The organism is Aliiroseovarius sp. M344 (genome assembly GCF_025140835.1).
GTDB lineage: Bacteria > Pseudomonadota > Alphaproteobacteria > Rhodobacterales > Rhodobacteraceae > Aliiroseovarius.
Window position 1 is genome coordinate 2006356 of record NZ_CP081153.1, and the last position, 13468, is coordinate 2019823.

At 58.2% G+C, this 13468-nt stretch carries 14 protein-coding genes and 1 other RNA gene; 11 read left to right on the forward strand and 4 right to left on the reverse strand.

Annotated features, from left to right (window positions below):
• Positions 1 to 198: 198 nt before the first annotated feature.
• From K3556_RS09745 to K3556_RS09790, 10 genes are all read left to right on the forward strand, one after another.
• A complete protein-coding gene (locus tag K3556_RS09745) occupies positions 199 to 345 on the forward strand; it encodes a hypothetical protein (RefSeq protein WP_260516602.1) in 147 nt (48 codons plus the stop codon).
• Positions 346 to 487: 142 nt separating this feature from the next.
• Complete coding sequence (locus K3556_RS09750; RefSeq protein WP_260516603.1) at positions 488 to 1051, forward strand: sulfotransferase family protein; 564 nt, start codon at positions 488 to 490, stop codon at positions 1049 to 1051.
• 38 nt (positions 1052 to 1089) lie between these two features.
• Positions 1090 to 1441: a transfer-messenger RNA gene (gene ssrA, locus K3556_RS09755) on the forward strand.
• A 118-nt stretch (positions 1442 to 1559) separates the two neighbouring features.
• The gene (locus K3556_RS09760; protein WP_260516604.1) at positions 1560 to 1985 is read left to right on the forward strand and encodes an ester cyclase; all 426 of its coding nucleotides are present in this window, start codon (positions 1560 to 1562) and stop codon (positions 1983 to 1985) included.
• 143 nt (positions 1986 to 2128) lie between these two features.
• A complete protein-coding gene (locus K3556_RS09765; RefSeq protein WP_260516605.1) occupies positions 2129 to 2944 on the forward strand; it encodes a sulfurtransferase/chromate resistance protein in 816 nt (271 codons plus the stop codon).
• Positions 2941 to 4206 (forward strand): chromate efflux transporter, encoded by a 1266-nt coding sequence (chrA, locus tag K3556_RS09770; RefSeq protein WP_260516606.1) that lies wholly within the window; start codon positions 2941 to 2943, stop codon positions 4204 to 4206. Before K3556_RS09765 ends, chrA begins: the two co-directional genes overlap by 4 nt.
• Before the next feature lie 69 nt (positions 4207 to 4275).
• Positions 4276 to 4803 (forward strand): SspB family protein, encoded by a 528-nt coding sequence (locus tag K3556_RS09775; protein ID WP_260516607.1) that lies wholly within the window; start codon positions 4276 to 4278, stop codon positions 4801 to 4803.
• 127 nt (positions 4804 to 4930) lie between these two features.
• Positions 4931 to 6325 (forward strand): class II fumarate hydratase, encoded by a 1395-nt coding sequence (gene fumC, locus K3556_RS09780; protein ID WP_260516608.1) that lies wholly within the window; start codon positions 4931 to 4933, stop codon positions 6323 to 6325.
• Positions 6325 to 6522: a DUF4169 family protein gene (locus tag K3556_RS09785; protein ID WP_260516609.1), complete on the forward strand. Its 198-nt coding sequence runs from the start codon at positions 6325 to 6327 to the stop codon at positions 6520 to 6522. The genes fumC and K3556_RS09785 overlap by 1 nt, the downstream gene beginning before the upstream one ends.
• A complete protein-coding gene (locus K3556_RS09790) occupies positions 6519 to 6746 on the forward strand; it encodes a ribbon-helix-helix domain-containing protein (RefSeq protein WP_260516610.1) in 228 nt (75 codons plus the stop codon). Before K3556_RS09785 ends, K3556_RS09790 begins: the two co-directional genes overlap by 4 nt.
• Positions 6747 to 6755: 9 nt before the next feature.
• Here the strand turns inward: K3556_RS09790 and K3556_RS09795 are convergent, their stop codons facing one another.
• The 3 genes from K3556_RS09795 to K3556_RS09805 all read right to left on the reverse strand — a co-directional run bounded on the left by K3556_RS09795 (position 6756) and on the right by K3556_RS09805 (position 10244).
• Entirely contained in the window at positions 6756 to 8126 is a 1371-nt protein-coding gene (locus K3556_RS09795) for a cytochrome P450 (protein WP_260516611.1), read from the reverse strand.
• On the reverse strand, positions 8123 to 9412 hold the full coding sequence (locus K3556_RS09800) for a hypothetical protein (protein WP_260516612.1): 1290 nt from the start codon (positions 9410 to 9412) through the stop codon (positions 8123 to 8125). Before K3556_RS09800 ends, K3556_RS09795 begins: the two co-directional genes overlap by 4 nt.
• A 79-nt stretch (positions 9413 to 9491) precedes the next feature.
• Positions 9492 to 10244, reverse strand: coding sequence for a cytochrome c biogenesis CcdA family protein (locus K3556_RS09805; protein WP_260516613.1), 753 nt, complete (start codon positions 10242 to 10244; stop codon positions 9492 to 9494).
• A 125-nt stretch (positions 10245 to 10369) separates the two neighbouring features.
• On the opposite strand from K3556_RS09805, the gene K3556_RS09810 reads away from it, so the two are divergent.
• Positions 10370 to 10597 carry a sulfurtransferase TusA family protein gene (locus K3556_RS09810; protein WP_260519221.1) on the forward strand — a complete coding sequence of 76 codons (228 nt, stop codon included), beginning with the start codon at positions 10370 to 10372 and terminating at the stop codon, positions 10595 to 10597.
• A gap of 46 nt (positions 10598 to 10643) precedes the next feature.
• Here the strand turns inward: K3556_RS09810 and K3556_RS09815 are convergent, their stop codons facing one another.
• Complete coding sequence (locus K3556_RS09815; RefSeq protein ID WP_260516614.1) at positions 10644 to 13412, reverse strand: ribonuclease E/G; 2769 nt, start codon at positions 13410 to 13412, stop codon at positions 10644 to 10646.
• Between the last annotated feature and the right edge of the window lie 56 nt (positions 13413 to 13468).

Below are 13468 nucleotides of genomic sequence, written 5' to 3' on the forward strand. Positions count from 1 at the left end.
CTCAACACGTGGCAAATCGCCGCCGAAAAATCGGCTTCCACTCGCCAGAACGCGCGGGTCAACACCGCGACAAATCGCTGAGAAAATTGTTGCTGAGCCTTGGCTGCAAACCGCCATTCAGGGGGTCTGGCCAACGGCGCCGACAATCCGGTGTAGCACAATCAATTGGCGTGGGCCGTGAAGGCATTGCAGCCGCTGATGAACATGACCACCTATACGCAAAGGGAACGGGAGCGGATCGTTGCTATTCATACCGACATCGCAAACGCGATCGAACGGCAAGATTCAGGTGCCGTCAGCACGCACCTGAGCAATTTGGAAGCCGAAACCCAGAAGCTTGCTTAAAACACTTTCGCGGCGCTCCGTTGAATTAGACAGACCGAACTCAGCCGAATGTGCTAAACTGCCACCAATCATTGAAATGGGGGGGAGCGCTATGGGCCTGAAAGTTGTTGGAACTGGTTTTGGGCGAACGGGCACGGATTCTATGCGAGAAGCTTTGAATATTCTGGGCTTTGGCCCAACCCACCACATGTTCGAAGTGATAGACAGTCAGACACAGACCGATTTGTGGCGCGAGGTTGTTAGCGGCGGCGCGCCGGACTGGGACAAGCTGTTTGCTGGATTTTTCGCCTGCGTGGACTGGCCATCGGCTCATTACTGGCGTGAACTTGTTCAACGTTACCCCGACGCCAAAGTGATCCTGACCACGCGCCCCGCTGACGCTTGGTGGCGCAGTATTGATAAGACCATTCTGCAATACACCAACGCCCCAGACAGCCCCGACAACGTCTTTTCGCAAAAACTTGTCGGTGACCAGGTGTTCGGCGGGCGCCCCGTGACACGCGACCGCGCAATCTCGGTTTATGAGGCGCACCAGAAATCCGTGATCCGCGAAGTCGCGAGTGACCGCCTTCTGGTCTATAAAGTCGGCGATGGTTGGAAGCCGTTGTGCCGACATCTGGGTGTTGATGTCCCGGACCAGCCCTTTCCGAACAGGAATGCAAAAGAGGGGTTTCACGACCGCGCAAATGCGCCTCCAACATCCTGACTATTTTTGTGATCTCGCAGAAAAATTACTCTCACGATCAGTTTGCAACTGCGCGTCCGTCACCTTATATATGTAATGTTCCTTCGGGGACTATGGACATAAACGCGCTCGTAATAAGCGGATCGGACCCGGGGGCGGTACCCGGCGTCTCCACCAAACATCCTTCATTTGGGGATCATGGGGACGAAATAGGATCGACGGACGTCTAAAGGGGTTTGCTTTGTTTCGGTGAGTTACCACCGTTATCGGTACATTCAAGCTAGTTGCAAATGACAACAAAGCTCCGGCTATGGCTCTGGCTGCGTAAGCAGTTCGAGTTGCCGATTTAAGTCCTTGCGCTTAGCAGCGTAAGGCGGGGTTCGCAGGCACCTGGCAACAGAAGCCTGCACTTCCATTTCCTTGTCGGCCCTCTTCCCGCTTTTTGAGGCGTTGGTTACGCATCCTTAAGGGTTCACCCCTAAGTTTTGACGAGAGAACCCGCAAACAACGTAATAGGAAGGAACGCCGCGTGTCCCCTTTGGAACTTCTGAAAGAATGGTATGACAGCGTCTGGGTCAAACAGGACCTTGACGCTATTGACCGCTTGTTCACCCCTGACATCGAAGCGCAGGGCATGATTGATTTTGGCGTCGGCCCGGAGGACTTCCGGGTGTTGGCCGAAGCGATGTTGGCACAGGTAGAGGTCAACGAGATCCGGTTCGACCGCGAAGTCGAGTTGGGCGACTGGGTCTGGGTGACGTTCACCGCCCACGCGGTCACGCTGGCAAACCGCGCCCCGGTTCAGGCCACGGGGCAAATCATGGCCCGTATCAATGGCGGCAAGATCGTCGAAGCTTATAATCAAGTCGATTTCCTGACTTTCCTTGAACAACTGGGCTATCTGCCCCCAGACAGTCTTGCCTTGTGTCTGTCCGGCGAAGGGATTGCTGCGTGATCGGCTGCATCGCTTTCACGCGCGCTCTTGACCGCGGCCCCCAGGCTCTGGCACTTATTATGCATGGGGTCAGCGACACCACCCCGTGAGGCTAAGGCTTGAGGTTCGCATCCATCGCCACGCTGATTGAAGGATGCCAAGCCATGCCTGCTTTTTCCGAAATTTTGCCCGCTCAACTGATGCGTCTTATCGGCACGCCTGACGCGCCGATCTTGATCGATGTCTCAATCGACGCAGACTTTGACGCGGACCCGTACCTTATTCCCGGTGCCTGTCGCCAACCTCACACAGATATTCGGGCACTCTTGCCTGACGTGTCTGGCCGATCGGTTGTCACTGTTTGCCAAAAAGGCGGCAAACTCAGCCACGGTGCCGCAGCGCTGCTGCGCAACGAGGGTGTCCATGCCGAGGCGCTGGCCGGCGGCAATTTCGCCTGGCGAGACGCCAAATTTCCTCGTATCCCTGCGGCTTCTCTGCCGGAGCCCGTCGATGGCGCGACGCTTTGGGTGACCCGCCACCGTCCCAAGATTGACCGCATCGCTTGTCCTTGGCTCATTCGCCGATTTGTTGATCCCGCCGCGCGTTTCCTTTTTGTGCCGCCTGCGCAGGTTCTCGATGTGGCAAACCGCTACGGCGCGACGCCATTTGACGTAGAAAAAGCTTTCTGGTCGCATCGCGGCGCGCGCTGCAGTTTTGATACGATGGTCGAGGAATTCGCGCTGACAACCCCGGCACTTACGCGGCTTGCTAAGGTCGTACGGGCCGCCGACACCAATACGCTTGGCGATATCCCCGAAGCCGCGGGGCTTCTGGCCATTTCCGTCGGTCTGTCACGCCAATACAAGGACGACACTGCGCAGCTTGAGGCGGCGCTTCCCTTATATGACGCGTTTTATCGTTGGGCCCGCGACGGTGCGGATGAAACCCATGACTGGCCCGACAATCGAGGCGTTAAATGACCGCGCCCAGTCTTGGCGAATTGACCCGTGTCTTCACCCGCATCGGGCTTTTTTCATTCGGCGGACCAGCCGCCCAAATCGCTGTCATGCACAAGGAATTGGTTGAGGACCGACCGTGGCTGGATGAAAGCCAGTTTCTAAGCGCGCTGTCGTTTTGCATGCTTTTGCCCGGCCCCGAGGCGATGCAACTGTGCACCTATGCTGGATGGCGTCTGCGCGGCGTTCATGGCGGGCTTATCGCCGGGCTTTTGTTCGTTCTGCCGGGGGCTGCGGTTATGCTGGCCTTGGCCTTCGCCTATGCCCTTTGGGGACAGCTTCCGGTGGTCGAGGCGTTGTTTCTGGGGGTGCAAGCCACGGTGGTGATCGTGGTGGCGCAGGCGGTTTTGCGTTTGGCACGGAAGACATTGAATCGCACGGATCATTGGCTGATCGCGCTCGCCTCTTTCATGGCGCTTTATGCTTTTGACGCCCCTTTCCCCTTGGTGATCCTGATCGCCGCTGCCTATGGATTGTTGTTCCATGCTTCTAGAGGCGTTGAAGCACCGCCAGTTTCCGACCACCGAACCAGCCTGCGGCAAACCATTTCACGCGCCGCCGTCTGGCTGGCACTGTGGTTCACACCTATCTTGGTGGCCTATGCTTCCGGCGCTGCGATCCTCACAAAGATCGGCCTGTTTTTCTCAAAACTCGCTGTCGTCAGTTTTGGCGGCGCCTATGCGGTGCTGGCCTATATGGCGCAAGAAGCCGTCACCAACCATGGTTGGCTGACGCCTGAACAGATGCTGGACGGGTTGGGGTTGGCAGAAACCACACCCGGCCCACTGATCCTTGTGACGGAATTCGTCGGCTTTATGGCTGGTTATACGCTGTCCGGCCCGGGTTTGGCGCTGGCGGCCGCTGCGATGACCCTTTGGGCCACGTTCATCCCTTGCTTTCTGTGGATCTTTGTAGCGGCCCCCCATGTCGAATGGCTGACCACCCGCCCGCGCCTGACCTCGGCCCTTGCGGCCATCACGGCAGCCGTGGTGGGGGTCATCGCCAATCTGTCATTGTGGTTCGCGTTGCACGTTTTCTTCGACAAAGTGGCGCGCGCCGACGGCGCCTTCACACCAAGCCTGCCGGTCCTGTCCAGCGTGAATATTGTCGCCGTCGTGCTGGCTGGCGTGGCTGGGTTTTTGCTGTTGCGTCTGCGCGTGTCACTGCCGCTGACCCTGGCTGCTATGGCAACGGTCGGCGCCTGCCTTCCGATGCTCAGCCCTTAACGATCTTGCGCCTTTTTCTTCACCACCGAATCCCCTATTCTGGACCCGACCCCACGAGAAAGTTTGCTCATGTCCGACACCATCGACTATGGAAACCTGATGCACGACGCCATGCGCGACCTGATCCGCAAGGTTCTGATCGACGTCTCGACAGCCGGTTTACCGGGCGAACACCATTTCTTCATCAATTTCGACACACACCACGATGGGGTTGAACTGGCCGACTGGATGCGGGATCGCTTTCCCGAGGATATGACCATCGTGTTGCAGCACTGGTTCGAAAACCTGTCTGTTGATGCAGATGGCTTTGGTGTGACGCTGAACTTCGGTGATTCACCCGAAACGCTTTATGTTCCGTTTGACGCCATAAACACGTTCGTTGACCCCTCAGTCGAGTTTGGACTGAGGTTTGAGGTCGAGGCACCACATCATCCAGACCTTCACTTGGCCAGTGAAAAGGACGCGAAACTCCCTGAAGAGGCCGCACCCGTCGAAGACCCCGAACACAAGGCGACCAAATCAGACCCTGAACCTGAAAAGGTCAGCAAAGCGCATCAGGACGCCGAGGTTGTCAGCCTCGACAGTTTCCGAAAATAATCACGCAAACCGGCCCGGATTTTCGGGTTGTTAGCGTTGCGGCGCGTGGTTGCGGCGCTACCAGCATTGATCTTGGTGTGCAATCGGGTACAACGACCTCGGTTTTTGAAAACAAAGGCGCCAAGATATGACCCAGACCCGCACAGAATCCGACAGCTTTGGCCCACTTGAGGTTCCCACAGACAAATACTGGGGTGCACAAACCCAGCGTTCGCTGATGAACTTCCCGATCGGGTGGGAAAAACAGCCCGTCGCCATCGTGCGCGCCTTGGGCGTTATCAAACAAGCCTGCGCAGAAGCGAACAAGAATTCCGGCGCGATGGACGGTGCCATTGCGGATGCTGTCATCCAAGCGGCCTCGGAAGTGGTCGCCGGCAAATTCGACGATAACTTCCCGCTGGTCGTCTGGCAGACCGGGTCCGGCACCCAGTCAAACATGAACGCCAACGAAGTGATCGCCAACCGCGCGATCGAGATCATGGGCGGCGTGATCGGGTCAAAAGACCCCGTTCACCCCAATGATCACTGCAATATGGGCCAGTCTTCGAACGACACTTTCCCCACCGCAATGCACATCGCCACCGCGATGAGCGTGCGTGACGTTTTGCTGCCCGGCCTTGAAAAGCTTCTGGCTGGTCTTGAAGCCAAGGAAGCAGAATTCAAAGACATCATCAAAATCGGCCGCACCCATACGCAGGATGCGACGCCTCTGACCTTGGGTCAGGAGTTTTCGGGTTACGCCCATATGATCCGTCAGGGCATCGAACGCGTGAAGCTCGCCCTGCCCGGTATTTACGAACTTGCCCAAGGCGGCACGGCTGTCGGCACCGGTCTGAACACCAAGGTCGGTTGGGGTGAAGAAGTTGCCGCCAATATGGCGCGGATCACCGATCTGCCCTTCGTCACCGCCCCCAACAAATTCGAGGCCCTGGCCGCCCATGACGCCATGGTCTTCATGTCCGGCGCTTTGGCCACTGTAGCTGGCAGCTGTTACAAGATCGCCAACGACATTCGCTTCCTCGGCTCCGGCCCGCGTTCGGGTCTGGGCGAGCTGATCTTGCCGGAAAACGAACCGGGATCGTCGATCATGCCGGGCAAAGTGAACCCCACACAGGCCGAAGCACTGACCCAAGTCGCCGCCCACGTCATGGGCAACAATGCGGCGATGACATTTGCTGGCTCGCAAGGTCACTTTGAACTGAACGTCTTTAACCCGATGATGAGCTACAACCTGCTCCAGTCGATCCAGCTTCTGGGCGATGCGACCGACAGCTTCACCGAACGGATGCTGAACGGCATTCAGGCCAATGAACCGCGGATCGATAAGCTGATGAAAGAAAGCCTGATGCTGGTCACCGCTCTGGCCCCAACCATCGGTTACGATAACGCAACCAAGGTGGCCAAGACGGCGCATAAAAATGGCACCACGCTGAAAGAAGAAGCCATCGCATTGGGCTTCGTGGACGCGGAAACGTTCGATAAAGTCGTCCGCCCCGAGCAGATGATCGGTCCCAAGACCTGATGGGCAAACCGGTCAGCCTGTCCAAACACCGCAAGGCGAAAGCGCGCTTGAAGAAACGCGCCCAAGCCGATGAAAATGCTGTGAAGTTTGGACGGACGCTAGCCGAAAAAAAGCACGATACAATGCGGGCCGAGAAATCGGCCCGTGACCTCGACGGCCACAGGCGCGACGGTGATACACCGTCAAATACGCCATGAGCACCCGGCCGGAAAAACACTCCCTGACCTTGCATGGGCACCGCACATCAGTGTCGTTGGAACCTGAGTTCTGGCAAGCTTTTCGCGCCATCGCCAAGGCACGCGGCTTGCCCCTGAATGCGCTGGCCGCTGAGGTCGATGAGGCACGCGGCGTGGACCGGGGATTGGCCTCAGCGATCCGAGTCTTTGTGCTGAACCATTTCAAACAGTCCCCGACTGACTGAACGCACGAACTATCGAGGCATCAGAGACAACCAGATCCCGTCTTTACCACGAACTGTCAGATGCGCGACGGGGTTTGCAGCGCGATCCGCCACCAGTTCAAAGCGGTAACTGCGCACCAGCATCGACAAGATCAATGGCCCCTCGATCATCGCAAAGCCAGCGCCGGGGCAAACCCGCTGCCCGCTGGAAAAGGGGATGTAAGCGTTGCGCAGGCAGGTTTTGCCATTGTCGGACTGGAATCGGGCCGGATCGAAATCATCGGGCTGGTCCCACAGGCGCTCGTGACGATGAAGGTGCCACGGACTTAACACGATCTGGCTGCCTTTGGGCACGTCACGGTCGCGGAAGTGCTCCGGGCACCGCGCCTCGCGAACCATCATCGGCACGGGGGGATACAGACGTAGCGTCTCGCGAAACACATCGCGCGACAGGCGCAGCTTGGACAGGACGGAGAATTCGATTTTCTTTGGGTCGATCTGCGTCTGCGCCTCTTCGGCGACACGGGTCTGCCACTCGGGGTACAGCGCCAGCAGATACAGCGCCCATGCAAGGGCCGATGCGCTGGTTTCATGGCCCGCCAGAAAGAAGATCGCCACCTGATCGACCATCTCATCCGTATCAAACCGGTCACCCGTGTCCGGGTCGGTGGTGGTCATGATCTTGGTGGCAAGGTCATCCGGCGCAACGCCCTGATCAATTTCAGCCATACGCGTGGCTGTCAGATCACGGATCAGCGCCCTTATCTGGCGCGCAGTCTGCTTGGTCTTGCGACCATGAAATCGCGGCATCCAGCGCGGGAGAGGCACCAGCGCGCCAAGGTTCAGCACGGGTTGGGCACGTTGATGTTCGCGAAATTTATCAAAGACTTGCCCAGCAATCTTGTTCTCAATGGGGATTGAGAACAGGGTGCGAAAAATCACATCCGCCGCCGCGTGGCTGGTATGGCTTTCCACTTCGGTCGGGCGACCGTCCGCCAGCGGGCGCAGGCGATCCACGGCCGCCATGGCGGCCTCGCACATGGCTGGGAACACCTCTTTCAATCGTCCCCCTTCGAAAGCGGGGTCAATGATACGTCGCTGACGTTTCCAGACGTCGCCATTGGTGACGAAGACCGAGTTGCCAAGCAGCGGCGCCAATCCCTCGCGGATACGGTCGGATTTTGGGAAATCATCAGGGCGCTGTTTCAGAACCAAATCGACCAAAGAGGGGTCATTGCACATGTAGCTGCGGAAAAACGGGGTGCGAAACTCGGCCATCCAGGCGCGATAAAGCCGCGCGGGTTGGGCCGAAAGGATATCGCGCCGAAAAAGCTTGGCATAGCGCCAAAGCGACACCCGCCCGTCACGCGACGGCGGCTTGGGGGGCATGCGATCTGTCATGGTGCCATATGCGTGTATTTGGACACCGGCGTTTCGATCCGGCTGGCCGACGCGCGGCGGCCTTGATACCTGTCCCGCAGCCTCAGCGGCCCCGCTGTTATTCGGAAATAGTCGTAGTCACCGGGTTGGTCGAAGGCGCAAAGATATTGGAAATGCAGACGGAAAAACCGCCACCGAAGCTCTTTCCAGCGCGCGGGACTAAGGGTTTTGGTGAAAGCTGCTGACAGGATCAGCGGCCAGCGCTGACCAGTTTCGGGGGCCACACCTGTCACCGCCACCGGATCGCACAGCGCAAAGGCGCAGCCATCGCCCGGGGCGGTGACATCGACCCAAGCGATACGTGTCTGGACGCTCAGTTCATGCAGATCGCGGCGCAAGCGGTGCGCGTCAGGCAGGAAACTGACCATTGGGATCACCTGACCAAGGCTTAAGAACGAAAGCGCGGGACCGTCATCAGGCAAGCGCCCGTCGCGCAGAAGATCGGCCAGGATGGAGACCCCCAGATGGGCCCCGGAACTGTGACCCACCACCAAAACCTCGTCCACATCAGACCGCAGAGCCTCGGCGATCAGGTCGGCAAACAGTGCCAGGCGGGCTTCCAGCTCGGGCGCATTGGCCCCCTTTGAGCGCGCGGAATAGGCATAATCGTGCATCAGGTAATAGACGTAGAGTTTGTTGTCGATCTTGCGAAACCACTGCAAAAGCACCGCCACGGTCAAACACAGAACGGCCCAATAGGTGACACTGGTCAACATCTGGCACGCGGCGAACCCTGTCCCCTCGCCGGTCAATGGAACCCGCGACGCAAAGACCGACGCGACATAGCCAAGGATATGACCAAGCAAAAGCGCCAGCACCAGTTGTAAGATCAGCATGCCAACCGGGTAAAGTGCTGCGATCACCGGGCCTTTGCGCAGCCGCATCAACCGCCCGAGCGTCCCGGATGCGATATAGGTCCACGCCGTGCGCGCCATCAGCAGATAGGTTTGCACGATGTTCAGGTTCATGCTGTCGCGCACGATGTCTGACCAGAACAGCACATCAAACTCGGCTTCTGTTTCCGACCCATCCATGCGTCCTGTAACCTGCCAGCCATAGGTGCCGGGGCTTTGCCGACCTATCAGCTTGATCTGGTAACCCGAGATGTCAGCCTGCGCCACACCCTCTTTGCGATAAAGCTCGCGGTATCTGCGCGGGTGAATCGGATCGTAACCGGGAATATAAAACACCCGCCGCCGGCGCACGGTTGAACTCGGTTCTGATGGGGGGGCGGTGCGGTTTTTCATTGGCCCGGTCTGACTGCTACGCTGCGAACTCTAGCCTTATCGCTTGGCAAAATTAAGCCCCAATCTGGGCGCGACAGGGTCAGCCAAGCACGGCCAAAGCCGGGAACGTCTCGAGCAACCAGTATGAGAACCGCGAGAACCCGCCGGTCAGCATCATCAAACCGATGGTCCAGAGAAGTAGCCCCATGATCCGCTCGATCCGCTCCATGTGACGCTTCATGAAGTTCATCATGCCAGTCATTCGGGGGAAGAACGCAGCGACCAGCAGGAAGGGGATGCCAAGTCCCGCCGCATAGATTGCCAAAAGCGTGGTGCCGCGCACAACCGAGCCTTCTGAAGCTGCAAGCGACAAGATCGCGCCCAGTTGCGGGCCAATGCAGGGCGTCCAGCCAAAGGCAAAGGCAAGACCCAGCACATAGGCCCCAAAGGCACTGCCGCCCTGATCGCCCGCATCCAGTCGCGCCTCGCGGTTCAAAAACGGGATCGAGATGACACCCAGAAAATGCGCCCCGAACACCATCACGACGATGCCAGCGAACGTCGCGAAGATCGTCTGGTTTTGCAGGAAAAACGCCCCAAAGGCCGAGGCTGCGAAACCAAGGAACAAAAAGACCGTGGACAGCCCCATGACAAAGAAGAGCGCGGCAAGCGTGGCTTTGCGTGAGGCACTTTTCCCTTCGCTCATTTCGCCCATAGTGACGCCCGACATATATGCCAGATAGGGCGGCACAATCGGCAGCACGCAGGGGCTGAGAAAACTCAGAATTCCCGCGACAAAGGCGATGACCAAAGCCGGAAGAAGGCTCGCGTCGATGAGTTCAAATCCAAACATATCCCCACATAGCGTGGGAAAAGCGCGACGTCACCTGCCGCTTTGTCACAACTGCGCGACAAATTGGTGCAGCTTGGCGCGTGGCGGCAGATAGACAGTCCGGCACCGAAGGCTTATGTGAGGATATGGAATTTGACGACGATCTTGATGCAATCGGACTTTTGTGTCCGTTGCCAGTTCTGAAAGCCCGCAAGCGCTTGAAATCGCTTAAAAGCGGGCAGATCTTACGCTTACAGGCCACCGACCCCGCGGCAGTGATCGACGTGCCGCATTTCTGTGCGGAACAAGGGCACGAGCTTGTGAGCCAGACCGAGAACGGCGCCACGACATATTACTTCATCCGCAAAGGGTGAGACGTAAAAAAGGCCGGGCATGACCCGGCCTTTATCTATTTAACCGTTAGCCGCCAAGCGACCACCAGCCTTTGCGTTTCGGCTTGGGTGGTTCATCCGGCTTAACCTCTGCCGCCGGTGGTGCAGCGGGTTCGGCAGCCGCCATGGCCGGCTTCGGCGTTGGCTCGGCCGCTGGCGCTGCATCAGGCGCAGCGTCCTCGGTCTTTTTCTTCCGAACCGCAGGTGCTCTTTTACGCGGGGCCTTTTTGGGCTTTGCGTCGTCTTCCTTCACCGGCTCGACCGACGCCTCCGCCTCGGCAGCCGCTGCCTTGGGTTTTCTGGCGCGCGGTTTGCGCGCGGGCTTCTCTGCCGGCGTCTCGTCCCCGTCGACCGGTGCCGTCGCGGGGGCTTCGGCCTCCTCTGCCTTTGGCTTGGCCGCGCGTTTGCGCGGCGCACGCTTGGGTTTGGTTTCGGCCTTGGTCTCTTCTGCGGGAGCGTCAGCTTCAACCTCGGGCTCGGCGCCTGTCGCCTCTGCTGACACCTCGTCAGTCTTTTTGGCCCGACGACGTGGCGCGCGTTTGCGCTTTGGTTTCTCTTCGGCATCCTCAGCAGGTTTCTCTGCATCGGTGTCTACTTCTGGTGCACCCTTAGCCTCGACGTTGTCGCCGCCGGTTTCAGCGTCGCCACCGCCATTCTGGTTGTCCTGACGATTGTCATCGCCGTTGGACGGCTTGCGACGCCGCCGCCGACGACGGCGTTTCTTCGGCTTGGTCTCGTCCTCGCCCGAAGCTTCCGAATTGACTTCGGCCTCTTCAACCACCTCGGCGTCGTCGATGTCATCCATCAAAGACGCATCAACCGAAACGACCGGTGCTGTGGCCTCGGGCACAGTACGGGTGGCGGTTTTAAACTTCTCTATCGAGTAATCGGGCGAGATCAGGAACGGATCGGCTTCGATCCGAACGGCCATACCATAGCGCGCTTCGATCTGTGCGATGTGCTCGCGCTTGTTGTTCATCAGGAAGTTCACGATGCCCACAGGGGCTTTGACCAAAACTTCACGCGACCGGCGACGCACGCCTTCTTCTTCCAGCTGACGCAAGATCGACAAAGCAAGGTTGTCGTCCGAGCGGATCAGACCCGTGCCGTGGCAATGGTTACAAGGCTGCGTTGTCGCCTCGATCATGCCGGGGCGCAGACGTTGGCGGGACATTTCCGCCAAACCAAAGCCCGAAATACGGCCCACCTGAATGCGCGCGCGGTCAGTTTTCAGCTTGTCTTTCAGACGCTTCTCAACCGCGTTGTTGTTGCGGCGCTCTTCCATATCGATGAAGTCGATCACGATCAGACCCGCAAGGTCACGCAGGCGCAACTGGCGCGCCACCTCTTCGGCAGCCTCAAGGTTGGTCTTCAGCGCTGTTTCCTCGATCGAACCCTCTTTGGTGGCCCGGCCAGAGTTCACGTCAATCGCGACCAGCGCTTCCGTTACACCGATGACAATGTAACCACCCGACCGCAGTTGCACGGTGGGGCTGAACATACCCGACAGATAGCTTTCCACCTGATAACGGGCGAACAAGGGCATCTGGTCGTGATACAGTTTCACGTTCTTGGCATGGGACGGCATGATCATTTTCATGAAGTCCTTGGCGGTGCGATAACCGGCCTCGCCCTCAACAAACACTTCGTCAATCTCGCGCGAATACAAGTCACGGATCGAACGTTTGATCAAGTTGCCTTCTTCATAGATTTTCGCGGGGGCTGACGAATTCAGCGTCAGCTCGCGGATCTGTTCCCACAGCCGTTGTAGATACTCATAATCGCGCTTGATTTCTGATTTGGTGCGCTTGGCCCCTGCCGTGCGCACGATCAGGCCTGCGCCCTTCGGTACGTCAATTTCGGCGGCAATTTCCTTCAGCTTCTTACGGTCAGGCGCGTTGGTGATTTTACGGCTGATCCCACCGCCACGCGCGGTGTTTGGCATCAAGACGCAATACCGACCTGCCAAAGACAGATAGGTGGTCAGCGCGGCCCCCTTGTTGCCACGTTCTTCTTTCACGACCTGCACCAGAAGGATCTGGCGCACTTTGACCACTTCTTGGATCTTATAGCGTTTGGGGCGCGGCTTGCGGCGCGGGCGAATATCTTCGACCACGTCGTCATCTGCGACGCTTTCGATCTGGTCGTCCTTCTCAGAGGCGTCCAGCGGCGCGTCATCATCGTCTTCATCGTCGCCAGCATCAGCTGCCTGACCGTTGTCAGGTGCATCCGTATCGGCTGCAACCTCCTTGGGTGTGTCTTCTTCGGTGGTATCATCCACGGGTTCTTCAACCGGGGTTTCATCCACCAATTCCATCGGCGACTGACCCTCTAGCGGATCGTGATCACCGTTTTCCAGGTCAATCACATCCATACCCGATGCAGCGTCGACCTCTTTGGTCGCCACTGCGTCATCAGACTTGGTATCTTCTGCCCTAGGGCGAGCACGGGGCCGCGACCGGCGCCGGCGAGTGCGTGGTTTTTCTTCTTCGGCCGCCATGGCTTCGGCATAAGCGCGTTCTTCTTCCAACAGCGCTTCGCGATCCGCAACAGGTATCTGATAATAATCAGGATGGATTTCCGAGAAGGCCAAAAAGCCGTGGCGGTTGCCGCCATAGTCAACAAATGCGGCTTGCAGCGAGGGTTCGACCCGCGTCACTTTTGCCAGATATATATTGCCTGCTAGTTGGCGTTTGTTTTCTGATTCAAAGTCAAATTCCTCGACCTTGTTTCCGTCGACCACAACAACGCGTGTCTCCTCCGCGTGTGTGGCGTCGATAAGCATCTTCTTTGGCATATTTTCTTTCTGCACCCCAATCGGCGCGCCCTTCCAGGCGGAAGCGTGCGGTAATC